The organism is Chitinolyticbacter meiyuanensis (genome assembly GCF_008033135.1).
In the GTDB taxonomy this organism is placed as follows: Bacteria; Pseudomonadota; Gammaproteobacteria; order Burkholderiales; family Chitinibacteraceae; genus Chitinolyticbacter; species Chitinolyticbacter meiyuanensis.
Window position 1 is genome coordinate 369,203 of the sequence record NZ_CP041335.1, and the last position, 24,331, is coordinate 393,533.

The 24,331-nt window shown below is 65.1% G+C and carries 24 protein-coding genes and 1 tRNA gene; 13 read left to right on the top strand and 12 right to left on the bottom strand.

Annotation, left to right across the window (positions count from 1 at the left end; translation table 11 throughout):
* Positions 1–44: 44 nt before the first annotated feature.
* Positions 45–1,295 carry an Hsp70 family protein gene (locus FLM21_RS01640; RefSeq protein WP_148713898.1) on the bottom strand — a complete coding sequence of 417 codons (1,251 nt, stop codon included), beginning with the start codon at positions 1,293–1,295 and terminating at the stop codon, positions 45–47.
* A gap of 219 nt (positions 1,296–1,514) precedes the next feature.
* Here FLM21_RS01640 and FLM21_RS01645 point away from each other — a divergent pair, with 219 nt between their 5' ends.
* Positions 1,515–2,852, top strand: a complete 1,338-nt coding sequence (locus FLM21_RS01645; RefSeq protein WP_187360042.1) for a YdgA family protein — start codon at positions 1,515–1,517, stop codon at positions 2,850–2,852.
* Between the two features lie 61 nt (positions 2,853–2,913).
* On the opposite strand, the gene FLM21_RS01650 is transcribed toward FLM21_RS01645, so the two are convergent.
* Positions 2,914–3,354, bottom strand: coding sequence for a DciA family protein (locus FLM21_RS01650; protein ID WP_148713900.1), 441 nt, complete (start codon positions 3,352–3,354; stop codon positions 2,914–2,916).
* Between the two features lie 40 nt (positions 3,355–3,394).
* Here FLM21_RS01650 and FLM21_RS01655 point away from each other — a divergent pair, with 40 nt between their 5' ends.
* The gene (locus FLM21_RS01655) at positions 3,395–4,282 is read left to right on the top strand and encodes a M23 family metallopeptidase (protein WP_148713901.1); all 888 of its coding nucleotides are present in this window, start codon (positions 3,395–3,397) and stop codon (positions 4,280–4,282) included.
* A 121-nt stretch (positions 4,283–4,403) separates the two neighbouring features.
* Positions 4,404–7,145: a preprotein translocase subunit SecA gene (gene secA, locus FLM21_RS01660; RefSeq protein WP_148713902.1), complete on the top strand. Its 2,742-nt coding sequence runs from the start codon at positions 4,404–4,406 to the stop codon at positions 7,143–7,145.
* 165 nt (positions 7,146–7,310) lie between these two features.
* On the opposite strand, the gene FLM21_RS01665 is transcribed toward secA, so the two are convergent.
* Positions 7,311–7,386: transfer RNA gene (locus FLM21_RS01665), tRNA-Met, on the bottom strand.
* A 60-nt stretch (positions 7,387–7,446) separates the two neighbouring features.
* The gene (locus FLM21_RS01670) at positions 7,447–8,214 is read right to left on the bottom strand and encodes a DUF2189 domain-containing protein (RefSeq protein WP_148713903.1); all 768 of its coding nucleotides are present in this window, start codon (positions 8,212–8,214) and stop codon (positions 7,447–7,449) included.
* 223 nt (positions 8,215–8,437) lie between these two features.
* On the opposite strand from FLM21_RS01670, the gene coxB reads away from it, so the two are divergent.
* From coxB to FLM21_RS01695, 6 genes are read left to right on the top strand one after another with little or no spacing between them, the layout of a single operon-like run.
* Complete coding sequence (coxB, locus tag FLM21_RS01675; protein WP_246120804.1) at positions 8,438–9,547, top strand: cytochrome c oxidase subunit II; 1,110 nt, start codon at positions 8,438–8,440, stop codon at positions 9,545–9,547.
* A 9-nt stretch (positions 9,548–9,556) separates the two neighbouring features.
* A complete protein-coding gene (gene ctaD, locus FLM21_RS01680; protein ID WP_148713904.1) occupies positions 9,557–11,212 on the top strand; it encodes a cytochrome c oxidase subunit I in 1,656 nt (551 codons plus the stop codon).
* On the top strand, positions 11,209–11,307 hold the full coding sequence (locus tag FLM21_RS21035; protein WP_222846745.1) for a cytochrome oxidase small assembly protein: 99 nt from the start codon (positions 11,209–11,211) through the stop codon (positions 11,305–11,307). Before ctaD ends, FLM21_RS21035 begins: the two co-directional genes overlap by 4 nt.
* 18 nt (positions 11,308–11,325) lie before the next feature.
* Positions 11,326–11,859 carry a cytochrome c oxidase assembly protein gene (locus FLM21_RS01685; protein ID WP_148713905.1) on the top strand — a complete coding sequence of 178 codons (534 nt, stop codon included), beginning with the start codon at positions 11,326–11,328 and terminating at the stop codon, positions 11,857–11,859.
* Positions 11,856–12,038, top strand: a complete 183-nt coding sequence (locus tag FLM21_RS01690) for a DUF2970 domain-containing protein (protein ID WP_148713906.1) — start codon at positions 11,856–11,858, stop codon at positions 12,036–12,038. The genes FLM21_RS01685 and FLM21_RS01690 overlap by 4 nt, the downstream gene beginning before the upstream one ends.
* 14 nt (positions 12,039–12,052) lie before the next feature.
* The gene (locus FLM21_RS01695; protein ID WP_148713907.1) at positions 12,053–12,919 is read left to right on the top strand and encodes a cytochrome c oxidase subunit 3; all 867 of its coding nucleotides are present in this window, start codon (positions 12,053–12,055) and stop codon (positions 12,917–12,919) included.
* A gap of 153 nt (positions 12,920–13,072) precedes the next feature.
* On the opposite strand, the gene FLM21_RS01700 is transcribed toward FLM21_RS01695, so the two are convergent.
* Entirely contained in the window at positions 13,073–13,276 is a 204-nt protein-coding gene (locus FLM21_RS01700) for a twin transmembrane helix small protein (RefSeq protein ID WP_148713908.1), read from the bottom strand.
* Positions 13,277–13,325: 49 nt separating this feature from the next.
* Here FLM21_RS01700 and FLM21_RS01705 point away from each other — a divergent pair, with 49 nt between their 5' ends.
* The 4 genes from FLM21_RS01705 to cyoE are packed head-to-tail and all read left to right on the top strand — an operon-like array spanning position 13,326 to position 16,334.
* Positions 13,326–13,970, top strand: a complete 645-nt coding sequence (locus tag FLM21_RS01705; protein WP_187360043.1) for an SURF1 family protein — start codon at positions 13,326–13,328, stop codon at positions 13,968–13,970.
* Positions 13,957–14,451 (top strand): hypothetical protein, encoded by a 495-nt coding sequence (locus tag FLM21_RS01710; protein ID WP_148713910.1) that lies wholly within the window; start codon positions 13,957–13,959, stop codon positions 14,449–14,451. Before FLM21_RS01705 ends, FLM21_RS01710 begins: the two co-directional genes overlap by 14 nt.
* A 4-nt stretch (positions 14,452–14,455) precedes the next feature.
* On the top strand, positions 14,456–15,469 hold the full coding sequence (locus FLM21_RS01715; protein WP_148713911.1) for a COX15/CtaA family protein: 1,014 nt from the start codon (positions 14,456–14,458) through the stop codon (positions 15,467–15,469).
* Positions 15,432–16,334, top strand: coding sequence for a heme o synthase (cyoE, locus tag FLM21_RS01720; protein ID WP_148713912.1), 903 nt, complete (start codon positions 15,432–15,434; stop codon positions 16,332–16,334). Before FLM21_RS01715 ends, cyoE begins: the two co-directional genes overlap by 38 nt.
* Positions 16,335–16,402: 68 nt before the next feature.
* Here the strand turns inward: cyoE and FLM21_RS01725 are convergent, their stop codons facing one another.
* The 7 genes from FLM21_RS01725 to FLM21_RS01755 all read right to left on the bottom strand — a co-directional run bounded on the left by FLM21_RS01725 (position 16,403) and on the right by FLM21_RS01755 (position 24,330).
* Entirely contained in the window at positions 16,403–18,526 is a 2,124-nt protein-coding gene (locus FLM21_RS01725; RefSeq protein ID WP_148713913.1) for a TonB-dependent siderophore receptor, read from the bottom strand.
* 260 nt (positions 18,527–18,786) lie between these two features.
* Entirely contained in the window at positions 18,787–20,376 is a 1,590-nt protein-coding gene (locus FLM21_RS01730) for a PepSY-associated TM helix domain-containing protein (RefSeq protein WP_148713914.1), read from the bottom strand.
* 1 nt (position 20,377) lies between these two features.
* A complete protein-coding gene (locus FLM21_RS01735) occupies positions 20,378–20,644 on the bottom strand; it encodes a hypothetical protein (protein ID WP_148713915.1) in 267 nt (88 codons plus the stop codon).
* Positions 20,641–20,892 (bottom strand): hypothetical protein, encoded by a 252-nt coding sequence (locus FLM21_RS01740; RefSeq protein WP_148713916.1) that lies wholly within the window; start codon positions 20,890–20,892, stop codon positions 20,641–20,643. Before FLM21_RS01740 ends, FLM21_RS01735 begins: the two co-directional genes overlap by 4 nt.
* Positions 20,893–20,941: 49 nt before the next feature.
* Positions 20,942–22,345 carry an amidase gene (locus FLM21_RS01745; protein WP_148713917.1) on the bottom strand — a complete coding sequence of 468 codons (1,404 nt, stop codon included), beginning with the start codon at positions 22,343–22,345 and terminating at the stop codon, positions 20,942–20,944.
* Between the two features lie 138 nt (positions 22,346–22,483).
* Positions 22,484–23,545 (bottom strand): patatin-like phospholipase family protein, encoded by a 1,062-nt coding sequence (locus tag FLM21_RS01750; protein WP_148713918.1) that lies wholly within the window; start codon positions 23,543–23,545, stop codon positions 22,484–22,486.
* Between the two features lie 68 nt (positions 23,546–23,613).
* Positions 23,614–24,330 (bottom strand): pseudouridine synthase, encoded by a 717-nt coding sequence (locus tag FLM21_RS01755; RefSeq protein ID WP_148713919.1) that lies wholly within the window; start codon positions 24,328–24,330, stop codon positions 23,614–23,616.
* Between the last annotated feature and the right edge of the window lies 1 nt (position 24,331).

Sequence of the window (24,331 nt, forward strand, 5' to 3'; positions counted from 1 at the left end):
CTTGGTCGCGGACCATCGCCGCGAGCGTGGTCCCGGCGCTGGCCTCAGCCGTAGCGCTGCCTTGCCACCACCGCAAGGCCCGAGCCGACGCTGCCATAGGCATCACCTTCGACCGTGCGCGCCGATGGGAAACGCGCGGCCAGCGTGGCGCGCAATGCCGGCACCGCGGAGGCGCCGCCAGTGAAGAACAGCGTGTCGATCTCGTCGGGCCGCACGCCGGCCTGCAGCAGTGCCGCATCGGCGGCGCGGACGACGGCAGCGAGCTCGTCGGCGATCGCCGCTTCGAATGCGCCGCGTTGCAGCGTGAGCTGCAGCGCATCGTCGATCTCCGGCAACGGCATGGCCACCGTCTCGGCGGCCGAGAGCGCGATCTTGGCGTCTTCCACCCGCATCGCCAGGTGGTGGGCGGACTGCTGGCGGATCACGTTCAGCAGGCGGTTGAAGCGCACGCTGTCGGTCACGTCCGGCGCCAGTTCCTGCAATGTGCGCCAGCCTTTCTTCGCATAGGCGAAGTTGATGGTGTGCCAGGTGGCGAGCTGGAAGAACACCGTACTGGGGAACACCGCGCCGTTGGCGAGCAGTGCGCCAAGGCCCAGCTCGGGCATGATGGCAGTCAGCGACAGCCGCTTGTCCAGGTCGGTGCCACCGACATGCACGCCGCTGCTGGCCAACAGATCGCTGCTGCGGTCCGCCAGGCCTCGGCGTTGCGGCGAGAGGCGCACCAGCGAGAAGTCAGAGGTGCCGCCGCCGATGTCGACCACCAGCGTCAGCTCCTCGCGCGTGATGTCTTCCTCATAGGCATGCGCGGCTGCGATCGGCTCGAACTGGAAGCTCACTTCGGCAAAGCCCAGCTCCCGCGCGATCTCGGCGAGCGTGCGCTCAGCCAGCCGGTCGGCCTCGTCGTTGTCGTCGACGAAGCGTACCGGCCGCCCCAGCACCACTGCATCGAAGCTGTGCCCCGCACCTGACTCGGCCCGACGTTTCACCTCGCCGATGAAGCAGCCGATCAAAGATTTGAACGATAGCTGACGCCCGGCGACCTCGGTGCCCTGATCGATCAGGCTGCTGCCGAGCAGGCTCTTCATCGCTCGCATCAGCCGGCCTTCGTAGCCTTCCAGGTATTCGGCCAATGCGACACGGCCGAAAGCGAGGCTGTCCTCGTCGAGGTTGAAGAACACCGCCGAGGGCAGGGTGACCTTACCGTCCTCCAGCGCCAGGAGGCGCGGTCCGGCTGCCGTGTAGTGTGCGGCGGTGGAATTGGAGGTGCCGAAATCGATACCGCAGGCGTGATGCATGGCGCTCCACCATGGATATAGAGGGCGCGCGAAAGTACGCGACAGACCCCGCGCAGTCAAACCCGCCTGTCCGGTGGTCGGGGCATTAGGACCGGCCCCGTTTGCCCGCCCCCTGCAAAGCTGGTAGCTTGCGCATTTTCTGACGATCAACGTCGGAAAAATGAAAAACAACATTCAAATACGCACCCGTGGATGGTGCGTCACACAGGGATTTCCTCCATGAGCAAGATCATCAAGGCTGCCGTGGCCGTTGCGGTGCTCGGCGCTGCCGGCTATGCCGGGGCCACCTGGTATGTTGGCCATCGCGTCGACGGCAAGCTCGACGACTGGGCCAAGCAGGCCGAAGGCCACAAGCTGGTCCAGGTTGCATCGCGCAAGTTCGAGCGCGGTTTCTGGACCTCGACCGAGACTGTCACCTATCGCATCGGCTGCGAAGGCGTGGCTGCCAGCCCGCTGCCGGCCGACGGCCTGACGGTGACCGTGCGCAACGTCGTGGCGCACAACCCGCTCAAGCCCGGCATCACCACCGAGTTCGTCTACAGCGACGAAGCCCGCAAGGAATTGGCCAAGCTGTTCAAGAATCAGCAACCGCTGACTATCCACACCAGCATCGGCCTGAATGGCGAGCTGACCACGGACATCGCCAGCCCCGCAGCCAGCGTGACCGAGGACGGTGGCACGCTGCAGTGGAAGGGCCTGAAAGGTACCTTCAAGTATGACCAGGACTTCAGCTATGTGAAGAGCACGTTGGATCTCGCTGGTGCTGAAGTACAAGGCCCCCAGGGCGAGCGCATGCACTTTGGCGCGCTGCGCAGCGTCAGCGACCGCGTCCGCGCGCCGGAAGGGGTCTACACCGGCAAGGACACGCTGGAGTGGGCTGGCGCTTCGGCCAACTTCACCACACCGGAAGGCCGCGCCATCGATTTCTTGCTGGGCAAGGGCGGTTTCGAAGGTACCTCCGAAGTGAAGGGCGGCCTGTTGAGCGGCAAGGTCAGCGGCCAGTTCGACCAGGTGGTGGTGAATCAGGCCAAGCTTGGCGCACTGTCGCTTGCCTATAGCATCGATCGCATCGATGCCAAGGCAATCAAGGCCTACAACGACGAAACCTGGGTCAAGGGCTGGCTGCAGTGCGATTTCGCGCCGCAGGGCCAGCAGGCGCGCCTGAAAACGCTGCTGACTGCGATTTTGGCGCACGACCCGGCGCTGCAAATGAAGCTGGCGCTGAAGAACGCTGCCGGTGAAGGCAGCTATCAGCTCGATCTCGCCAGCCACGATGTCGCCGAGCAGGACTTTGCCAACCCGATGGCGCTGATCGCCAAGGTGAATGCTTCGCTGGCGGTGCAGGTGCCACAGGCTCTGGTCAAGCAGCTGATCGCCCAGCTCGATCCGGAAAATGCCGAGACCAGCCAAGCCCAGTTCGAGTTCGCGCTGGCGCAGGGCATGGAGCGTGGCTTCGTCGAGACCGAGGGCGACCTGGTCAAGGCCAAGCTGGTGCTCAAGGGTGGCCAGATCGAAGTGAACGGCCAACCGAAGACCATGGCGGATTTCCTGCAGTAAGCATCCGCAATCATCAGCAAAAAGCCCGGGTCACTCCGGGCTTTTTGCTGTTCAGGATCGGCTAGCGCTTGAGCCGATGACGCCGCGCCAGGCGCTCGACCGCGTCGCGCAGCGGGCCGCGTTCCAGCGTATCGGCCAGTTGCTCGAAGGCGCCGACTGCGGCTGCACCCATGGCTAAGTCCTTGGTCGATTTCGCTTTTTCCCGCCGCAGCGCAACTTGCACCTTGGGGCGGATTGCGGTAGCTTGCCATCCGGCTTGCCTGACTGCAGCCAGCAGCGTATCGCCAAACTGCTTGAGACGCGCTGCTGCTGCCGGTGAAGTCGTACCCAATACCAACGTGTCCCCTTCCAGCGTGACGGCAATGCAGCTGGCAGCCAGCGCAGGTGGCAGGCTGGCCCGCACGCAATTGGTCAGTCGATTGATGTCGCTGACGCGGGAGACCAGCTGCAGCAGCTGGCGATCCTGGCCGATGAAGGCCGGGTAGGCGGGGCGTTTGGCCATGACAATGGGTCCGCAGGACCGGATGGAGAGTTAACCTTCCATGAATATTATTCTGGTTTCGAGCCGCTTCTCCAGCGCTCGCCAACTCGGTCCGTACACCATTGCCGCACTCGCGGGCGCCGTAGCGCTGTTTGCAGGCGGTGCTGGCCTTGCCACCGGCCTACTGTTGCAGGGCACATCGACGCCGCAGCTGTTCCAGCTGACCAAGTCGCCGCGCCAAGCTGACCTCGACGTGCTGGCGGTGAAGCTTGGCGAATTGCAGGCCAAACTCACCCGGCTCGATGGTTTGGCCAAGCAGGTGGGCCTGAAGACCGGGATCGACGTGAAGCCTTTTCTGTCCAGCCAACCGGCACCGACAGGCGGCATCGAGCAGCCCGGTCACGCACTCAACTTTTCAGAACTCACGCACGAACTGGCGTCGTCAACCGACCTTGCCGACGCCTATCTCGACCATCTGGCGCTGACCGAATCCATCCTGCTGCGCCCGCAACGCTGGCAACTGCCATCGCGGGCGCCGTTGTCCACTGGCCTGCAATCGTCGAGCTTCGGCTGGCGCATCGACCCGTTCAATGGCCGTCAGACTTTCCATGAAGGCATCGACTTCGTCGGCCCCGTCGGTACCCCGATTACCGCCGCCGCCGCAGGCACCGTGGTCTATGCGGACCGCCATCCCCAGTATGGTAATATGGTCGAGCTCAGTCACGAGAACGGCTTGACCAGCCGCTACGCCCACGCCAGCGCGTTGCTGGTGAAGGTTGGAGATCGGGTCAGCGCCGGGCAGCGAATCGCCGAAGTGGGCAGCACCGGGCGCTCCACCGGCCCGCATCTGCACTTCGAAATCCGCTACAAGGGCGTGGCGCAGAATCCGCTGCGTTTCATGGCACCGGATCAGATCAAGCCGCTGACTGAAGTGGCCAGCCACGATTAGGGATGGAAATCCCGGTGGGGCGTCCCCACTTGGGTAGCAGTCTGCACGCGGCGGATGGGTTTCCCCTTCCGCCGTTGTTTTAACTACAACACCGCCCCGACGGCGGGACACGGCCTTCGACATGATTTCGACTCTGCTCAAGAAAGTTTTCGGTAGCCGCAACGACCGCCTGCTCAAGCAGTACAGCGCGACGGTTGCCAAGATCAACGCGCTCGAAGCGCAGATCGAACCGCTGTCGGACGAGGCCCTTCAGGCCAAGACCCAGGAATTCCGCGAACGGCTGGCCAAGGGCGAGGCGCTGGATGCCGTCCTGCCCGAAGCCTTTGCCGTCTGCCGCGAGGGCGCTAAGCGCGCGCTCGGCATGCGTCACTTCGATGTGCAGCTGATTGGCGGCATGGTGCTGTACTACGGCAAGATCGCCGAAATGCGCACTGGTGAAGGCAAGACGCTGGTCGCCACGCTGCCGGCCTACCTGAACGCACTGACCGGCAAGGGCGTGCACGTTGTCACCGTCAACGATTACCTCGCGCAGCGCGACGCCGGCACCATGGGCCGCCTGTACAACTTCCTTGGCCTGTCTTGCGGCGTGATCATTGGCCAGATGCCGCACGACGAGAAGCAGAAGGCCTACGGCTGCGACATCACCTACGGGACCAACAACGAATTCGGCTTCGATTACCTGCGCGACAACATGGTGTTCGCCACCGGCGAGCGCGTGCAGCGCGACCTCGCCTATGCCATCGTCGATGAGGTGGATTCGATCCTGATCGATGAGGCGCGTACCCCGCTGATCATTTCCGGCCCGGCCGAGGACAGCACTGATCTTTACGTGCAGATGAACACCATCCCGCCACAGCTGACGCGGCAGGAAACCGAGGATGGCGAAGGCGACTATTGGGTGGATGAAAAGGCCAACTCGGTGCTGCTGTCCGAGTCCGGCCACGAGAAGGTCGAAGCCATCCTCACCAGGATGGGCCTGCTGCCGGAAGGCGACAGCCTGTACGCCGCCGCCCACATCGGCCTGATGCATCACATGTATGCGGCGTTGCGCGCCCACGCGCTGTTCCACAAGGACCAGCACTACGTGGTACTCGACGGCGAAGTGATCATCGTCGATGAATTCACCGGTCGCTTGATGGCTGGCCGGCGCTGGTCCGAAGGCCTGCACCAGGCGGTCGAATCCAAGGAAGGCGTCGAGATCAAGCAGGAAAACCAGACGCTCGCCACCATCACGCTGCAAAACTACTTCCGCATGTACGGCAAGCTGTCCGGCATGACCGGCACGGCCGACACCGAAGCCTACGAGTTCCAGCAGATCTACGGCCTTGAGACGGTGATCATCCCGACCAATCGGCCCATGGTCCGTCAGGATCGCCAGGACCAGGTGTTCAAGACGGCGAAGGAGAAGTACAACGCCATCATCGCCGACATCAAGGGCTGCGCGGAGCGTGGTCAGCCGGTGCTGGTCGGCACGACCTCGATCGAACAGTCCGAGCTGTTGTCGGGCATCCTCAAGCAGGATGGCATCCCGCACAATGTGCTCAACGCCAAGCATCATGCCAAGGAAGCGGAGATCGTCGCCCAGGCTGGCCGCCCTGGCCAGGTAACCATTGCCACCAACATGGCCGGTCGCGGTACCGACATTGTGCTCGGCGGCAATGTGGAGCGCGAACTGCGCGCGATCGAAACCGATGAGGCGCTTGATGAAGTGAGCCGCCGCAGCAAGATCGATGCGTTGAAGAACGACTGGAATGCGCTGCACGAGGCCGTGGTGAAGGCCGGTGGCCTGCATATCATCGGTACCGAGCGCCACGATTCGCGCCGGATCGACAACCAGCTGCGTGGTCGCTCCGGTCGCCAGGGTGATCCGGGCTCCAGCCGCTTCTATCTCAGCCTGGAAGACACGCTGCTGCGTATCTTCGCCGGCGAGCGCGTCGCCTTCGTCATGGACAAGCTGAAGATGCCGGAAGGCGAGCCGATCGAGGCCGGCATCGTCAGCCGCGCCATCGAGTCGGCGCAGCGCAAGGTCGAGGGCCGCAACTTCGACATCCGCAAGCAGCTGCTCGAGTACGACGACGTCTCGAACGAACAGCGCAAGGCGATCTACGGCCAGCGAAACGAGATCCTCGAGTCGGACAATGTCGCCGACACCATTGCTGCGATGCGCGATGCGTTCTTCGGCGAACTGTTCGACCAATACCTGCCGCAGGGCAGCATGGAAGAGCAGTGGGATCTGGTCGGGCTGGAAAAGGCACTGACCGAGTACGGTATTACCGCGCCGGTTGCCCAGTGGTTCAAGGATGAGACGGAACTGTCTGATGAAGCGGCCAAGGCGCGTGTCATCGAGCTGGCTGCGCAGACCTATGCCGCCAAGCTGGAGGAGGCTGGTGAAGCAACGTTCCGCCAGTTCGAGCGCTCGGTGCTGCTGCAGCACCTCGACTACAGCTGGCGCGAGCACCTGACCAGCCTTGATCACCTGCGTCAGGGCATCCATCTGCGCGGCTATGCGCAGAAGAACCCGAAGCAGGAATACAAGCGCGAGGCGTTCGAGCTGTTCGAGGCACTGCTCGAGAGCATCAAGCGCGATGTCGTGCGTATCGTGATGAACGTACAGGTCCGCTCGCAGGCCGATCTCGATGCAGTGGCACCACAGGCGCTGCCGGAGTCGGCGATGCAGTTTCAGCATGCGGATCTGGAGGCGCTGCTGGCGTCCGGCGACGAGGACCAGATCAAGGCAGCGCTGATGTCCGCGATGGCCGCGCAGGGTGGCCCGAGCGCGCAGCTTGCCGGCGTCGGCCGTAACGACCCGTGCCCGTGCGGATCGGGCAAGAAGTTCAAGCACTGCCACGGCCAGATCGGCTGAGGCAAACCCAGTACAAACAAAAACCCGGCTATATGCCGGGTTTTTGTTTTGAGCCTACCGAGAAGCCAGCCTGCCTAGGCATTCAGATCGAGGCGATTGTTCAGCCAGGCCGCGTACTACACGTAATAAAAAACCCTGCTACATACGCAGCAGGGTTTCGATATTTGGTTGCGGGAACAGGACTCGAACCTGTGACCTTCGGGTTATGAGCCCGACGAGCTGCCAACTGCTCCATCCCGCGACAGAGAAGTGAGACTATATGGCAGCTAGCCGGAGCTGTCAACTGTTTGCGTGAAATCGCTTACTCGACCAAGTCCTTGTAGGCGACCCAAGTAGCGTGTCCGAGCACCGGGAAGATCACGATCAGGCCGAACAGCGCTGTCGCAAACCCGATGGCGGTCAGACCGACGATCAGTGCCGCCCACAGCAGCATCGCTGGCAGGTTTTCCAGCACCGCGCGCAGGCTGGTCATCATCGCAGTCACGGTATCGATTTCCCGATCGGCCAGCATCGGGATCGAGATAGCGGTCAGCGCAAATACCACTGTGGCGAGCAATGCCCCGGCGACGAACCAGGCGATGGTGAAGCCGGCATATTCCCCGGTCAGCGCGTAGAAGAAGCCTTGCAGCGACACAGCTTCACCGCCGTAGAACAGCGCGAACAGGATGGCGGAGATGCGTTCCCAACTTAGCGCGATCAGGCCTAGCACGAAGCCGAAGAAGGCGATCTGGCTGAGGTTCTTCACATAGTCGCGCACTGATTGCATGAACGAAGCCGGCAGGCCCTGTTCCCGTTCACTGGTGAGCTCGTAGATACCTGAGGCGATCAGGGGAGCCAGCAGCAGGAAGCTCGAGATGCAGAAGGTGAAGAGATACGGATAGCCGACCGCGATGCCCAGCGACAGCCACCCGGCAATGGCCACGATCACGCCCCAGACGAGGCTCGGGCCAGGGTGCGCGCGGAAATCCTGCCAGCCCGATTTCAGCCAATGAAACGGTCGCCCAAAGCCGACTTTGCGGGTCTTGGGCAGGGAAAAATGATCGTCGAGACTGTCCATATGCATGTCCATGTCGGCTCCTCCTTGGTCTGGGCGCTACTTGCCACTCGTAACCTTTGGTTTAGGTCTAGTTGCGCCAAAAATGTGCAAAAAACCGACAGGCGGGCACCAGAATATGCCGACGGTCTTGCGGAGACGTCGTTTTTTCCTAAATATTGTTTGGGATAAAAACCAAGTCCCGATAAGACCGACGCGCGAATAAGCGACGCGGCATACCCAACCAGTGGAGGTTCCAATGCGGTTTCAGCGTGCCCTCGGGCTCGCAGCGCTTTTGCCTGCCTGTACGTTTGCCATTGACGGCAAATACACCTTTCAGACCCCTCAGACCCTGATCGCTCGTGACATCTCCGACCTGCACGCCTGGATCATGGCGGTCATCGTCGTGATCTTCGTCGCGGTGTTCGGGGTGATGTTCTATTCGATCTTCAAGCACCGGAAGGCCTCCGGCCACAAGGCGCGGCATTTCCACGAGAACACCTCCGTGGAAGTGCTGTGGACGCTGATCCCGGCGGTGATCCTCGTGGTCATGGCATGGCCGGCCGCCAAGGTGGTGCTGGCGCAGAAGGACACACGCGATGCCGAGGTGACCATCAAGGCCACCGGCTACCAGTGGTTCTGGGGTTACGACTACCTGGACTACGGCTTCGGCTACAAGAGCAAGCTCGCCACGCCGCGCGAGCAGATCGAGAACTACAAGGGCCAGGGCGCAGCCAAGGACACGCACTACCTCCTGGAAGTGACCGAGCCGCTGGTGGTGCCGATCGGCACCAAGGTGCGGATGCTGACCACCGCGAACGACGTGATCCACTCCTGGGGCGTGCCGGCTTTCGGCGTGAAGCAGGATGCGATCCCCGGCTTCATTCGCGATACCTGGTTCAAGGCCGAGAAGGTCGGCACCTTCCGTGGACAATGCGTCGAATTGTGCGGCCGTGACCACGGCTTCATGCCCATTGTGGTGCAGGTGGTGTCGAAGGACGACTTCAAGGTCTGGGTCGACAAGAAGCAGAAGGAAGCCAAGGCGGCGGCCGACGACCCGAACAAGGTCTGGAAGCTCGACGAGATGATCGCCCGCGGCAAGACGGTCTACGACGCCAACTGCGCAGCCTGCCACAAGGCAGATGGCGCCGGTGGTGGCCCGTTCCCGGCTCTGGCCGGCTCCAAGATCGCCAACGGCCCGATGGCCGCGCATCTGGGCATCGTACTGCACGGCAAGGGCGCCATGCCGGCCTGGCAAGGCCTGTCGGATACCGAGATCGCAGCCGTGATCACCTATGAACGCAACTCCTTCGGCAACAAGATGGGCGATATGCTGCAGCCGAAGGACGTGAAGGCCGCTCGCAAGTAAGGACCCGACATGACCGCTGCTACCGATACTCTCAACCCGACCCAAGGCGATCATGCGGGCGAGGCTCATGGCCACGACGACCATGGTCACCACGCTGCCACTGGCTGGCGCCGCTGGGTATATGCCACCAACCACAAGGACATCGGCACGCTGTACCTGTGGTTCTCGTTCTCGATGTTCATCCTGGGCGGGACCATGGCGCTCGGCATCCGCGCCGAGCTGTTCACGCCGGGCCTGCAGTTCTGGCAGCCCGAGTTCTTCAACCAGCTGACCACGCTGCACGGCATCATCATGGTGTTCGGCGCCATCATGCCGGCCTTCACCGGCCTGGCGAACTGGATGCTGCCGCTGATGCTGGGTGCGCCGGACATGGCGTTCGCGCGGATGAACAACTGGAGCTTCTGGCTGTTGCCGCCATCGGCGCTGCTGCTGGTGATCTCGCTGTTCGTGCCGGGCGGCGCCGCCGCCGGCGGCTGGACGCTCTATCCGCCGCTGTCGCTGCAGTTCGGCATGGGCATGGACCTGGCGATCTTCTCGGTCCACCTGCTGGGTCTGTCGTCGATCATGGGTTCGATCAACATCATCGTCACCATCCTCAACATGCGCTCGCCCGGCATGACGCTGATGAAGATGCCGATGTTCGCCTGGACCTCGCTGGTGACGGCCTACCTGCTGATCGCGGTGGCGCCGGTGCTGGCCGGTGCAGTGACCATGCTGCTGACCGACCGCCACTTCGGCACCCACTTCTTCAAGGCTGTGGGCGGTGGTGATCCGGTGCTGTTCCAGCACATCTTCTGGTTCTTCGGCCACCCCGAGGTCTACATCATGGCGCTGCCGGCGTTCGGCATCGTCAGCCAGATCATCCCCACCTTCGCCCGCAAGCCGCTGTTCGGCTACCACTCGATGGTGTACGCGACCGCCTCGATCGCCATCCTGTCGTTCATGGTCTGGGCGCACCACATGTTCTCGGTGGGCATGCCGGCGACTGCGCAGCTGTTCTTCATGTTCATGACGATGCTGATCGCGGTGCCGACCGGGGTGAAGGTGTTCAACTGGATCGCCACCATGTGGCAGGGCGCGATGAGCTTCGAGACGCCGATGCTGTTCGCGGTCGGCTTCGTCTGCCTGTTCACCGTCGGCGGCTTCTCCGGCTTGGTGCTATCGATCGCGCCGGTCGACACCCAGATGCACGACACCTACTACGTGGTGGCACACTTCCACTACGTGCTGGTGGCGGGCGCGCTGTTCAGCCTGTTCGGTGCCGTCTACTACTGGCTGCCGAAATGGACCGGCTACATGTACAGCGAGAAGATGGGCAAGTTCCACTTCTGGTGGTCGATGGTGTGGTTCAACGTCACCTTCTTCCCGATGCACTTTCTGGGCCTGGCCGGCATGCCGCGGCGTATCCCGGACTACCCGCTGCAGTTCACCGACTTCAATGCGCTCGCCTCGGTCGGTGCCTTCTGCTTCGGTTTGGGTCAGCTCTTCTTCCTCTACAACGTGATCCACACCATCCGCGGTGGCGTCGGCAAGGCGCCGGCCAACCCGTGGGAAGGTGCGCACACCCTGGAATGGGAAGTGCCGTCGCCGGCGCCGCACCACACCTGGGAAACCCCGCCGTCGCAGGAACTGGTGGAGAAGGGCCTCAAGGAGCAGGCGCTGTGACCATCAGCCGCAATGCCAAGACCGCGCTGATCCTCACCAGTATCGCGCTGATGTTCTTCATCGGCATCATCGTGCGGCGCTGGTTGTTCGGCTGAGCCGGGGATACGGAAGCGATGACCAGCGCTACCCTGACCTCCGTCGAGCGCGACCGTGCCAACCGCCGTACCGCGATCAAGCTGGGCATCGCGGCGGCGGCCATGGTCGGCTTCGCCTATGGCATGGTGCCGTTCTACAACGTGTTCTGCGAGGCGCTCGGCATCGACCGGGCCCGGCCGGAACTGGCCGACGTGCATGCGGCGGCGATGCGGGTGGAGTTTGACACCAACGTCAGCAATGGCCTGCCAGCACGCCTGACGCCGCTGGAGCCGGTGGTCGCCGGCCGTGCCGGTGGCCTCGTCAAGGCCAAGTTCCGGCTGGAGAACCTGTCCGATGCGCCGCTGGGCCTGCGCGCGGTTCCGAGCTATGCCCCGGAGCGCGCCGGGCGCTTTCTCACCAAGATGGAATGTTTCTGCTTCAACGCGCTGACGCTGGCGGCCCGCGAGACCCGGGATGTGACCGTGGTGTTGCTGGTCGATGAACAGATGCCGGCCGAGCTTGGCGCGGTGACGCTGTCGTACACGCTGTTCCCGCTGGAGGACAAGGCATGAGCCTGCGTTCGACCATCAAGGCGGTGTTGTCGGGTTTCGTCGGCATCCGCTCCTCCGGCGAAACCGAGCGCGCGGGGCTTAAGCCCAAGCAGGTCATCGTGACCGGCATCGTGCTGGCGCTGTCGCTGGCACTGGCCATCTTTTTACTCGTGCGGCTGCTCGTCAGCAGCCAAGCCTAGGGAGTCACACCACAATGAACGTCGAAAACGGTGTACACGATCCGCATTACTTCGTCCCGGCGCCTTCGCGCTGGCCCATCGTCGGCTCGGCCGGCCTGTTCTGTCTGGCGCTGGGCGCGGCATTCGCAATGAACAGCGTGCCTGCCGGCAAGTGGATCCTGCTCGCGGGCGCCGCCATCATCATCTGGATGCTGTTCGGCTGGTTCGGCGACGTGATCCGCGAATCGCGGCACGGCCAGTATGGCAAGCAGGTGGACTACTCGTTCCGCTGGGGCATGAGCTGGTTCATCTTCTCCGAGGTGATGTTCTTTGCCGCCTTCTTCGGCGCCCTGTTCTACATGCGGGTGATCTCGGTGCCCGAGCTCGGCTACGACTCGACCACGCACCAGCTGCTGTGGGCTGGTTTCAAGGAAGCGTGGCCGGCCGCAACAGGGCCGAAGGTCGAGGCTTACCACGCGATGGCGCCATGGGGCCTGCCGGCAATCAACACCGCGTTGCTGCTGACCTCCGGCGTGACGTTGACCTGGGCGCATTGGGGCCTGGTGGAAAACCAGCGCGGCCATCTCAAGATCGGCCTAGCGCTCACGCTGCTGCTCGGCGCCGTGTTCCTGGGCCTGCAGGCCTACGAATACCACCACGCCTGGACCGAGATGGACCTGACGCTGGCGTCCGGCGCCTATGGCGCGACCTTCTACATGTTGACCGGCTTCCACGGCATGCACGTGCTGGTCGGTGCCATCATGCTGGCCACCATGCTGGGCCGGGTGTTGCGCGGGCATTTCGACAAGGAACACCACTTCGCCTTCGAGGCAGCCGCTTGGTACTGGCACTTCGTCGATGTGGTGTGGTTGATTCTGTTCGTCTTCGTCTACTGCATTTGACGCTAGCCCCGGCCGGGCTGCGCCTGCGCATTTCGTGGTCGGGCGGTACTCGGAATCCTCATGTACAGCCAGTACATTCCGGTTCCTGCGTGCTGTCCTCCCGCGAACTGCATGGGTTCGCTACAACCGGAACCGGCGTCTTGGTGGTGAGCATCAGGGTGTCAGGCCGTGCGGTTGCAGCCAGCCGAGCTGAATGGCGACGAGCAGCAGCACGAACAGGGCGATGGACAGCCCGATGCGCCAGGTGAGCGAGCGCACCAGCCGGGGTGATCCGGCCGGACCGCGCACCAATTGAAACATCGCACGCCCGAGTACGGCGACGATCACGATCAGCAAGATGACGGCAACGATTTTCATGGCAACTCCCGTTTCACAAGTTCGTAGCATAGCCCGGTTGCGCTGGGCGATGGCGGGCTTGCTGGCGCTGGTGTTGCTGACGCTGCTCCTGGGGGGCTGGCAGTGGTCGCGGATGCAGGAGAAGGAAGCCTTGTTCGCCCGCTACCGTGCCGCCGCCACCCATGCGCCACTGGCCTGGGCCGGTGGCGCCCCCCCTGGGGACTATCGCCAGGTGCAGCTGGCTGGCCACTGGCTGCCCGAGCGCGAGCTGACGCTGGCGCCACGCACCCATGAGGGCCAGATCGGCTTCGAGGTGGTGAGCCCGTTTCAGCTGCAGGACGGCCAGATCGTGCTGGTGAACCGTGGCTGGCTGGTACAAGGCAGCGCGATCCCTCCTACTGGCTCCGTCGCGCTCGTCGAGCTGCAGCCCTGGCCACGCTTCCTCGAGCTGGCGCAGACCCACCCCGAAGGCAACCATTTCCAGAATATCGACGCCAGGCGCTATGCCGCCTGGGCCGGCGGCCGGCAACCGGTCGCCTATGTCCGCGCATTGGGCTCGGCCACACCGTTCGCACGCAGTGCCGGCCCGGGTGCCATCGGCCCTGAGCGGCATCTGGGCTACGCGCTGACCTGGTGGGCCATGAGTGCTATCGGCTTGCTGCTGTGCTGGCGTTTTTATCGTTCCAACCGTGGAGAGGCCGATGCCATTTCCTGATGCCAAGCGTGGCCGTAAAACGCTGCTGCTGATGTTTGCGCTGTCGCTGACCCCCATCCTCGCAGCACAGGCGGTCTACACCTGGTACCGCCCTGCCGGTGGTCAGAGTTTTGGCGAACTGCTGGTCCAGCCCGCCGTGCTCGATGCGGCCAAGCAATGGCGGCTGGTGGCGCACGATCCCGCCGGCTGCACCGCACAAGCCGATGCGCTGACCTTTGCCGCGCGCCAGCTCGACGTGGCGCAGGGGCGGGAATCGGATCGCGTTGCCTACGCCGCCACGCGCCTGTGCCCCGGCAAGGTCGCCGATGCACAGGTGGTGCAGCCACGGCAGGCGCTGCCGGGCGCAGGGCTCTATCTCGTCGACCCCAATGGCAACGCGGTGATCCGCTACAGCCCGCAACAGCTGGCAAGCGACGAGGGGCGCCGCCGCGTGATGAGCGAGATCGGCAAGCTGCTGAAGAACAACCAGGCGCTAGGCTGAACACATGACACCACGCACGCTGCGCCGCCTGACGGTATTCACGGTGATCTGGACACTGGTGCTGATCATGCTCGGTGCCTATGTCCGGCTGGAGGACGCCGGGCTCGGCTGTCCGGACTGGCCCGGTTGCTACGGCCGGCTGACCGCGCCGACGCACGACCACGAAGTGGCCCATGCCGAGCTGCACTATGGCGGCGAGGTCGATCCGGCCAAGGGTTGGAAGGAAATGATCCACCGCTATGTCGCCGGCGGGCTCGGGCTGATCCTGCTGTGGCAGGCCTGGGCGCTGTGGCGCAGTCGGCGCGAAACCGGCGTGCCGGCCGCACTGGTGATCGCCCCGCTGGCAGTGGTGCTGTTCCAGGCATTGCTCGGCATGTGGACGGTGACGCTGAAGCTGATGCCCGTTGTCGTCACTGCGCACCTGCTCGGCGGCATGACCATGCTGGCGCTGGTCACCGCGCAGGCGGCCCGCGCCCGGCCCGGCCGGCTGGTGCTGCCTGCGGGACTGCGCCGCTTTGCCTGGTTCGCGCTCGCCGTGGTGGTGTTGCAGATCGCGCTGGGCGGCTGGGTATCGACCAACTACGCTGCGCTAGCCTGCGACGGCTTCCCGGCCTGTCGCGGCGGCTACCAGCTGCCGGACGACTGGGCGGTGGGCTTCCATCCATTGCGCGAACTGGGCCTGACCACGACCGGCGGCCCGCTCGATATCGACCACCTTGCCGCCATCCACTGGATCCACCGGCTGTGGGCGCTGGCGGTCACCGTCGCTGTCGCGCTGCTTGGCGTATTGCTGCTACGCCGCGGCCTGCGTGCCGGTGGCTGGCTGCTGGCCGCGCTGGTGTTGCAGCTTGGCCTCGGCATCGCCAACGTGCTGATGCACCTGCCGCTGGCGCTGGCCGTGGCGCATAACGGCGGGGCCGCGCTGCTGCTGGCCCTGCTCACCATCCTGGTTGCCCGATCTTCCTCCGAGGAGCTGTCCCATGCTCAGAACGCTTACCGCTACGCCCCGGCTCGCTGATTTCTGGGCGCTGGGCAAACCGCGCGTCGTTGCGCTGATCACTTTCTGTGCGGCCGTCGGCAGCGCACTGGCAGGCCCGGCTTGGACGGAGCTGCCGCGTGTGCTGGTGTCGCTGGTCGGCATCGCGCTGGTGGCAATGGGTGCCGCTGCGGTGAACTGCCTGGTCGAGCGCGATCGCGACGCCGAGATGCGTCGCACCCAGGCGCGGCCGCTGGTGCGCGGCTCGCTGACCCGGCTCGATGCGGCACTCTATGCGGCGCTGCTCACCGGCAGCGGTCTGTGGCTGACCGCAAGCTTCGGCAACACGCTGACCGCACTGCTGACGCTGGCCACCTTCTTCGGCTATGCCGTGGTCTACACCCGCTGGCTCAAGCCCGCCACGCCGCAGAACATCGTGATCGGCGGTGCCGCCGGCGCCATGCCGCCGGTGCTGGGCTGGGCCGCGGTCAGCAATACCGTGTCGCCCGAGGCGGCGGTGATGTTTTTGATGATCTACACCTGGACCCCGCCGCACTTCTGGGCGCTGGCGCTGTATCGCGAGCTCGACTACGCCAAGGCCGGTCTGCCGATGCTGCCGGTCACCCATGGCGCCGCCTTCACCCGCCAGACCATCGTGCTGTACGCGGTGATGCTGGCGGCGGTATGCCTGCTGCCCTTCGTCATCGGCATGAGCAGCTGGCTCTACCTCGCGGTGGCGGCCTGGTTCAACTACGGCTTCATCGCGCGCAGCCTCAAGCTGTATCGCAGCGGCGATGAAACGGTGGCGCGCGGGCTGTTCCTCTACTCGATCAAGTACCTGGCCTGGGTGTTCGGCGCGCTGGTGCTCGACCGGGCTGGCCACATGCTGTGGCAGCAGTGGATGTGAGTCCTGCTGGTGAATAAGAAGCAAAATGGGCGCCGCGGCGCCCATTTTGCTTGGGGTGAGGTCGACGCTTACCAGCGGTAGCGAGCCGACAACGTGGTGACGCGCGGATAGCCGTAGTAGCACCAGTTGATGCTGTTGCAGGCGGAGAAGTATTCCTTGTCCGTCACGTTGTTGATGTTGAGCTGCAGGCGCCAGTCCTGGATCTCGTAGTGCACCGACAGGTCGAGTAGCGTATACGAGTCGGCTTTCCACAGATTGGCTGCATCGCCGTAGGACGAGCCGGTGTAGCGCACGCCGGCGCCGAAGCCCAAGCCCTTCAGCGCGGTGCCCTGCAGGGTGTAGTCCGCCCACAGCGCAGCCTGGTGCTTGGGCAGCAGCGGAATCTGCTTGCCGAGCGTGGTGGCATCGTTGCCCTTGGTGATCTCGCTGTCGCTGTAGGTGTAGGACGCCATCACGTTGAAGCCGGGCTGGAAGTTGAACTTGCTTTCGAACTCCAGACCCTTCACTTCCACTTCACCCTGCTGCACCGAGAAGAACATGTGGTCGGGATCGACCGTCAGCGCGTTTTCCTGCGTGGTCTGGAACAGCGCCATGCTGAGCAGGTGGTTGGTGCCGGTCGGCTGGTATTTCACGCCGCCTTCGTACTGCACGCCGCGGGTCGGGCTGAACGCATCGCCCGAGAACGAGCGTTCCAGCGTAGGCTGGAACGATTTGGAGTACGCCACGTAGGGTGCCAGGCCGGAATCGAACACGTAGTTGAGGCCGACACGGCTGGAGAAGGCGCGATCATCCTGCGTGGTGGTGGTGCCGCTGATCTTGTTGTCGGCATCGGTATCCACCCAGTCCTGGCGGCCGCTCAGCGTCAGCACCCAGCGGTCGTACTTGATCTGGTCCTGCAGATAGATGCCGAGTTGCTGCTGCTTCTGCACTACGTGCGTGCCGTCGGCCGGCCGGACGATGGGCGCACCGTATACCGGATCGAACACGTCGATGGGCGGTGCCGAGCCAAAGCCCGAGGTCGCCTCGTCATTGGCCTCGCGATAGTCGAGGCCGGCCAGCACGGTGTGCGCAATCTGGCCAGTGATCAGGCGGGCTTCGACCTGGTTGTCCACCGAGAACATCTTGGTGTCGTCGTGCGGGGTATAGGTGTAGCGATTGAGGGTACGCAGGTCGCTTTGCAGACCCAGCGGACCGACCACGTCGTGGACCACCTTGGTGCGGGCGTAGCGCAGGTTCTGGCGCACCGTCCAGGTGTCGTTGAACTCGTGGGCGAACTCGTAGCCGATGGAGCTCATCTCCTTCTCGTAGGTGTCGAAATCGGGCTCGCCGGCATCGAACGAGGGAGAGATCTTGCCATTCGGGTTGGGCAGCAACGTGCCTTGTGCCGGCAGGAAGCCACCGGGGTTGCCGGTCTCGGCCTTCTGGTAGCGCGCGAGCAGCGTCAGCGAGGTATTGGCATCAGGCTTCCAGGTCAGGGCCGGCGCAACGAACAGGCGCTTGTCCTCGTTGTGGTCGATATGGGTATCACCGTCGCTTGCCAGCGCGGTCAGGCGGTACAGCCAGGTGCCATCGGTGTTCAGCGGGCCGCCCAGGTCCACGGTGGCCTGCTTGTGGTTGTAGCTGCCGATTTCCACGCCCACTTCGCGCAGCGCATCCTCGGTCGGGCGCTTGCTCACCAGGTTGACCATGCCGCCTGGCGGCAACTGGCCATACAGGACCGACGACGGCCCCTTCAGCACTTCGATGCGCTCAAGGCCGTACGGCTCGACGCGCGATTGCGTGGTCCAGCCGCCGTTGGGCAAGGTCATGCCGTCAAGGAAGATGGCCGGAGTGAAGCCGCGTACCAGCAGCCAGTCGCTGCGTGCATCGGAACCGTAGGCACCGCCCACCACGCCCGAGCTGTAGCGCAGCGCCTGGTCCACGCCATGGATTGCCTGGTCCTGCAGCTGCTCCTTGGTGATCACCGTCACCGATTGCGGAATTTCCAGCAACGAGCTGTCGGTCTTGCTGCCGGTACGGCTGCGCTTGGCGACGTAGCCGTAAACGGGGCCCTGTGCGTCTTCCAGTGCGCTGGCACTGACGGTCACGGTATCGAGTGTCACGGTGGCATCCTCGGCCAGCGCATGCGGCGCGGCGCAGGCGAGCGCCAGACTCGCGATGATCGGTCGCAGCCGATGAGGGGTGGTGTTCATCAAGACATATCCCTGTTGATGGCGCCTCCCAATGGGCGCCCATTGTTGTAAAGCTGTCGCACACCGCCCTTACGGGCGGGGTGATGCCGTGCTGGCCGGCAACGCGCCAACCAGCCCAAGTGTCTTGCCAGTTGCTGACAGCGCTTTCACGCCACAGCGCAAACACGGCCCGATCCGGCCGAGTTTCAGGTTTGCGTCGCAGCGGAATCTAGGCTGTCATCCGCACGCAGGCGTCAGTCCGATGCGCGATTGTCGTGGGGTCAGCCCGCGTGTTTGACCGGGTCAGCCTGCGTAGTGCCTGGCACGGTCAGCGCCCACACGCTGCCCGGCTGGCCATTGCGAGCGCGACGCCAGGTGGCGCGCGCCAGCGCGGCAAAGCCTGCCGCCAGCGCGAGGCCCATGGCGTCGACGCCGAACACGCCCCACAGCCCGCGCCAAGGCGAGACCAGCAGGTGGTCGCCGGTGGCAATGGCGTTGGCGAGCGGGATCAGCGCCGACAGCACGGCGGCGATCAGCAGCAGCTCGATCGCTGCGCGTGCCGGCGGGCGGCAGAAGGCCCAGGCCAGCAGGATGAAGAAGGTGGTGAAGCAGGTGACACGCTCGAACAGTGCCGGATCGGCGCCAGCCATGTGGGCGACCATGCTGGCCACAAAAGCGGCCGAAATGGCAGCACAGCTGCCGATGCACACGCCGACCGTGGCCTGCGCCATACGCCAGGTCCTGAGCGACTGGGTAGCGGCGTGGCGCTTGCGGCGTGCCTCGATCCACAGCAGGTTGCCCGAATAGAACAGGAAGGCGCCGGCAAGGCCCAGCACGAAGTACAGCCACTGCACCAAGTGTCCGCCGAAGCTGCCGAAATGCAGCGCGTATACGCTGCCGAGCACAGCCTGGTTCACGCTGCGCTGGCCGGGGGTATCGATGCGCAGCACCTTGCCGGTGGCAAGCGCTACGCCGATGCCGCCGTAGGGTGCCAGCGTGTTCGGCGATTCGCCGCGGATCTCCACGGTGGCGTTGCGATCGCCGTAGTTGGAAAAGCTCAGCCAGTTCGCCTCCATCTGCGGCGCCACCTTGCGGCTGATCGCCACGAGTTCGAGCGGCGCCAGCATGGCGGCCGGCTGGTTGGCCGCGGTGCGCGGTACGGCGGAGCTGGTGTGTTGCGTGAATTCGGCGACGAGCTTGCCGTCGAACACGCCGTAGTTGAAGACGGCAGCGGTGAAGGTGAACAGGCAGAACAGCGCCCCGGTCACCGCAAAGATGATGTGGAACGGCAGGCTAAGCACGCCGATGGCGTTGTGGGCATCCTGCCAGAACCGCTTGAGGTTGCGCCCCGGGCGCAGCGCGAACAGGTCCTTCAGCAACAGCGGCAGGTGCACCACCACGCCGGAGATCAGCGCCACGCCATAGAGCAGCGACACCACGCCCATCAGCCAGATGCCAGCCACCGGCAGGCCCAGCATGTAGTGCAGCTCGTTCACGAGATCGGCCAGCTTGGAATGCGGCGGCGGCGTGACGCCTTGTTCCACCTCGGACAGCGGCTTGTTCACCCACTCGCCGCTGGCGGCATCGAACCACCAGGCGACCAGGGCCGAATCGTGATCCGACGGCAACATCACCGCGAAATTGCCCTTGAGCTCGGGATGCTGGGCGTGGAAACGATCGATGCGCGGGCCGGCATCGTCGATCTGTTCGTAGGTGGCGCCGCGCGAGGCCGGATCCTGCCAGCTGTGCAGGTCGGCGTGAAACACGGTGATGGCGCCGGCGTAGAAGGCAATGAACAGCGCGAAGCCGGCGACGATGCCGGTCCAGGTATGCAGCGCCTGGTAGAGCTTGAGCGTGGCGGACTTGATCATCTCAGACCCCGAAACCCGTGAACTTGATCAGCCACAGCGCCGCAAGCGCGGCCACGCTGGCGAGCGCCAGCCAGAGCCAGGCGCGGGCGGTGCTGCGAAACAGCGGGCTCGCGGCGATCACTGCCATCCACAGCGGAAAGAACGGCAGCATGCCCACGACCATGCTGTGCTGCCACGGGCCGGGCCAGGCGTAGATCACGGCGCCCAAGGTAAAGGCGGACAGCGGCAGGCCCAGCACCGCCCCGGCGGCAACCTTGCCCCACATCACGCGGCCCTCCGGCGCAGCAGCGCCAGGTAGGGCAGCAACACCATGGCCAGCATCAGCGCAGTCAGCGTGGCAAACAGGCCCGATGCGAAGTCGCCACCCAGGGTGCCGAGCACCAGGGCTGCCAGCAGCAGCACGCAACCGACGCCGCGCAGCGCCGGGCGATGCGCAGCCAGCAGGCGTTGGTTGGGTGACGACAAATAGAACGGCAGCGCGGCGAGGGCGCTGAGCAGGCAGGCGAGGGCAAACATCGTGGGTGCAAGCGGTTTCGAGGCGCTCGCATATTAGCAACAACCGTTCTCATTTAGAATTTCGCGCCCGTAAGGAAAAGCACCGCTCAGCAGGTTGTTGGGGTGCAGGAAACGGCTGTGGCGACGCGCCCTCCAGTGCGCGGGCGGCGCGCAGCACCAGATCGTCGCGGTACGGCGGGCCGACCAGTTGCAGCGCCAGGGGCAGGCCGGCGGCATCGAAGCCGATGGGCATGGCCGCGGCTGGCTGCTGGGTGAGGTTGAACGGTGCCACGAATGGTGCGCTGGCCCGCTGGCCGAGCAGCGGCACGCCGTCCGCCAGTACCGGCGTCAGCAGCAGGTCGTAGCGGGCATGAAAGCGCCGCAGGCCGATCGCCAGTTCCTGGCGTGCCGTTTGCGCTGTGATCACCTCGGCCAGTGTGTGGCGGCTGGCTTGTTCCACTGCTGCGCGGATGTCGGCGTCGACCAGACGCCAGCGCTCCGGCGTGATCTCGCGCTGCAGACGGATCGCCCGTTCTGCTGCCAGTGCATCGAGGATGGGGCGGGGATCGGCAAAGCCCGGGTCGACCTCTTCGACGCGGGCACCAAGCTGGCGGAACACGTCGACGGCTTCGGCGACGCGTGCCGCGATCTCCGGCGCCACCTCGGCATAACCGAGCGTTGCACTGTAGGCGATGGTCAGGCCGCGCACGCCGTCCTCCAGCCCGATACGCCAGTCGCGACCCGGGCCCGGCAGGCTGGTCCAGTCGCGCACATCGTCGCCCTGCAGCACATTGAGCAGCAGTGCCGCATCCTCCACCCGACGGGTGATGGGGCCGATATGAAACAGGTCGCCATTGTGCGCCGGTGGATAGCCGGGCACCCGGCCGTAGCTTGGTTTGAAGCCGAACACGCCGCAGACTGCCGCCGGCACGCGGATCGAGCCGCCGCCGTCGGTCGCCACCTGCAGCGGCCCCAGCCCGAGTGCTGCGGCGACGGCCGCACCGCCGCTGCTGCCGCTGGGCGAGTGCGCCGTGCTCCAGGGATTGCGGGTGATGCCGGCAAGCGCCGTCTCGGTGGCGCCCTGCCAGCCGAACTCGGCCGTGTTGGTCTTGCCCAGCAGCACGGCGCCGGCTTCACGCAGCCGTGCTGCGGCCGGGCTGTCCTCCGCCTGCGGCGTATCCAGCGTGGCGAGGCTGCCTTTGCGCGTGGGCAAGCCGCGTACATGCAGCAGATCCTTCAGCGCGGCCGGTACACCATCGATGTCGCTCAGCGGCTCGCCGCGCGCCCAGCGCTGTTCGGCGGCACGCGCCTGTGCCAGCGCCCCCTCGGCATCGACCACCCGGTAGGCGTTGTACTGCGCCTGCGTGGCATCGATGCGCGCCAGCACGGCCTGGGTCGCGTCGAGCGGGGACAGCGTGCGGCGCCGGTAATGGCGTACCAGCTCGGTGGCGGAAAGGTCGGCAGGCGAGGTCATGGCGGCATCCAGGTGCGGGGGAAACCCGCAGCGGTGCAGGGACCGTGCCAGCCTCGCCAGCGGCGCAGCTGCACGCTTTGCGCGGAGTGCGCGAGGTAGCGCTGCTGCTTGCGCAGCAGCGGATGCAGCAGCCTGTGGTTAGCGCAGCGGCGCGATGCGCGTGGCCGGTGCACCGGCGGCCAGCCAGTCGGCGTAGTCCCCGGCCATGGCCTCGCTGGCCGCCAGCGCCGCGTGCCAATGCGCGACGCGCTCGGCGTCGCGGCCGGCATAGCGCATGAAATCCTTGCGATTGGGAATGCGCCGTGCCGGCAGACTGGCGACCAGCTCGGCCGTCGGGGCCAGCACCACGGTGCGCGCGAGATGGCGTGGCCGGCGCCAGGGCAGGAACTGGTCCAGCCAGCCGGTGGTGATGCGGTCGCTGAAATGGGGTAGCAGCATCAGCCCGGCCGGTTCGGCCAGCGGCAGGTCCATGTGGTAGTCGATCAGACCGCCATCGAGGTGGTATCCGGCCGGAGCACCGGGAAAGGACGCGATGCCGTCGATGATGCCGGGAATCGCCGCGGTGGCGGTCAGCGCGGCAGCCACGTTGTCGGCGGTGAGGCGCAGCACGTGGGTGGCGAAGCCGTCGTCCTGCAGTGCCACCGGCGTGTCGCCAGCATGGATCACGGTGCGCGCAAGGTGGCGGCCCAGTGCCTGGCGGCTGCGGGTGTTGGCGAACGCCGCGCGCGCCAGCGCCAGCTTTTCGCGCCGGCTGCCGCTGCCGTCGATGCCGGCAAGCCCGCGCGCGGCAACGATATTGAGCCTGAGCCACGGATGCTGCGGGATCTCGTCGGCGCCGGTCTCGCCGAGCAGCGCGGCGAGGATGCGCTGTGCCTCGCGGCTGACCTCGATGCGGCCGTCGCCGCGCTGGTAGAACTGCTCGTCGACATAGGCGCGGGTGAAGCGATTGAGGGCGGCCAGTGGATCACGCTGGGCCGCGCAGGCCAGCCGCCACGCCCCGATCGAGGCACCGACAGCGATGAGCGGTGTGCTGCGCCGGGCGAGCCAGCCACCAAACAGCAATTTGTCGAGCCCGGCCAACATGATCCACTTGGCGCCGCCGGCAGCGGCACCCAGATGGCTGAACAGGTCCGGCTGCCAGCCCTCTGCCCGGATACGGGTCAGGGCTTCGGGGCCGGCCAGGATTTGCAACGCGCGCATGGGCAAGCCGGGAAAAAACGATAGCCGATTCTAGCGGCTCAGCACGTCGCGGGCGTCTGGCATATTCCCTATGCGCCGTTCAGCCGGGCGAGATCGTGCTCGTCCAGATAGCGCCATTCGCCGGGGGCGAGGCCCAACCCGGCCAATTCCAGACCGCCGATCCGGCTGCGTTCCAGCGCTGCGCAGTGGTTGCCGGCGGCGGCCAGCATGCGCTTCACCTGGTGGTACTTGCCTTCGGCGATCACGATCTCGATGTGGGTAGGATCGCGCAGCAAGGCATGTTGCGCGGCGATCGGCGCAGGTTCGTCGATGAGCTTGACGCCGGCAAGCAGCGCATCGACCAGCGTCTGGTCGGCGGCCTCGGCCAGCGTGGCGACGTAGAGCTTGGGCTGATGATGCTTGGGGTGCGACTGGGCGTGGATGAAATCGCCATCGTCCGACAGCAGCAGCAGGCCGGTGGTGTCGTGATCGAGCCGGCCCACCGGCTGCACGTCGCGCCAGGTGAACTGCTCGGGTAGCAGCGTGTGCACGCCGGGGTGATGGCTGGGCTTGCGCGAGCACTCGTAGTTGGCGGGCTTGTTGAGCGCGAGGTAGAGATGGCGGCGATAGATCCAGAGTTCGTCGAACACGGTGAATTCGAGGCCCTCGGGATCGAACTCGGCCTTGTACGAGGTGACGGCATTGCCGGCAACGGTGACGTCGCCATCCTCGATCAACGCCCGGCAGCCCTTGCGGGTGCCGAAGCCTTGGCTTTGCAGGATGCGGTCCAGTGACAGTTTCTTCATG

Excerpts from the sequence above, each read along its gene's own strand:
- FLM21_RS01710 (WP_148713910.1), top strand. The coding sequence starts at position 13,957 with ATGCCATTTCCTGATGCCAAGCGTGGCCGTAAAACGCTGCTGCTGATG.
- FLM21_RS01690 (WP_148713906.1), top strand. The coding sequence starts at position 11,856 with ATGAGCCTGCGTTCGACCATCAAGGCGGTGTTGTCGGGTTTCGTCGGC.
- FLM21_RS01670 (WP_148713903.1), bottom strand. The coding sequence starts at position 8,214 with ATGGACATGCATATGGACAGTCTCGACGATCATTTTTCCCTGCCCAAG.
- FLM21_RS01705 (WP_187360043.1), top strand. The coding sequence starts at position 13,326 with ATGGCGGGCTTGCTGGCGCTGGTGTTGCTGACGCTGCTCCTGGGGGGC.
- FLM21_RS01730 (WP_148713914.1), bottom strand. The coding sequence starts at position 20,376 with ATGATCAAGTCCGCCACGCTCAAGCTCTACCAGGCGCTGCATACCTGG.
- FLM21_RS01745 (WP_148713917.1), bottom strand. The coding sequence starts at position 22,345 with ATGACCTCGCCTGCCGACCTTTCCGCCACCGAGCTGGTACGCCATTAC.
- FLM21_RS01650 (WP_148713900.1), bottom strand. The coding sequence starts at position 3,354 with ATGGCCAAACGCCCCGCCTACCCGGCCTTCATCGGCCAGGATCGCCAG.
- FLM21_RS01740 (WP_148713916.1), bottom strand. The coding sequence starts at position 20,892 with ATGTTTGCCCTCGCCTGCCTGCTCAGCGCCCTCGCCGCGCTGCCGTTC.
- secA (WP_148713902.1), top strand. The coding sequence starts at position 4,404 with ATGATTTCGACTCTGCTCAAGAAAGTTTTCGGTAGCCGCAACGACCGC.
- FLM21_RS01695 (WP_148713907.1), top strand. The coding sequence starts at position 12,053 with ATGAACGTCGAAAACGGTGTACACGATCCGCATTACTTCGTCCCGGCG.
- FLM21_RS01750 (WP_148713918.1), bottom strand. The coding sequence starts at position 23,545 with ATGCGCGCGTTGCAAATCCTGGCCGGCCCCGAAGCCCTGACCCGTATC.
- ctaD (WP_148713904.1), top strand. The coding sequence starts at position 9,557 with ATGACCGCTGCTACCGATACTCTCAACCCGACCCAAGGCGATCATGCG.
- FLM21_RS01700 (WP_148713908.1), bottom strand. The coding sequence starts at position 13,276 with ATGAAAATCGTTGCCGTCATCTTGCTGATCGTGATCGTCGCCGTACTC.
- FLM21_RS01715 (WP_148713911.1), top strand. The coding sequence starts at position 14,456 with ATGACACCACGCACGCTGCGCCGCCTGACGGTATTCACGGTGATCTGG.
- cyoE (WP_148713912.1), top strand. The coding sequence starts at position 15,432 with ATGCTCAGAACGCTTACCGCTACGCCCCGGCTCGCTGATTTCTGGGCG.
- FLM21_RS01645 (WP_187360042.1), top strand. The coding sequence starts at position 1,515 with ATGAGCAAGATCATCAAGGCTGCCGTGGCCGTTGCGGTGCTCGGCGCT.
- FLM21_RS01685 (WP_148713905.1), top strand. The coding sequence starts at position 11,326 with ATGACCAGCGCTACCCTGACCTCCGTCGAGCGCGACCGTGCCAACCGC.
- FLM21_RS01640 (WP_148713898.1), bottom strand. The coding sequence starts at position 1,295 with ATGCATCACGCCTGCGGTATCGATTTCGGCACCTCCAATTCCACCGCC.
- FLM21_RS01725 (WP_148713913.1), bottom strand. The coding sequence starts at position 18,526 with ATGAACACCACCCCTCATCGGCTGCGACCGATCATCGCGAGTCTGGCG.
- coxB (WP_246120804.1), top strand. The coding sequence starts at position 8,438 with ATGCGGTTTCAGCGTGCCCTCGGGCTCGCAGCGCTTTTGCCTGCCTGT.
- FLM21_RS01655 (WP_148713901.1), top strand. The coding sequence starts at position 3,395 with ATGAATATTATTCTGGTTTCGAGCCGCTTCTCCAGCGCTCGCCAACTC.
- FLM21_RS01755 (WP_148713919.1), bottom strand. The coding sequence starts at position 24,330 with ATGAAGAAACTGTCACTGGACCGCATCCTGCAAAGCCAAGGCTTCGGC.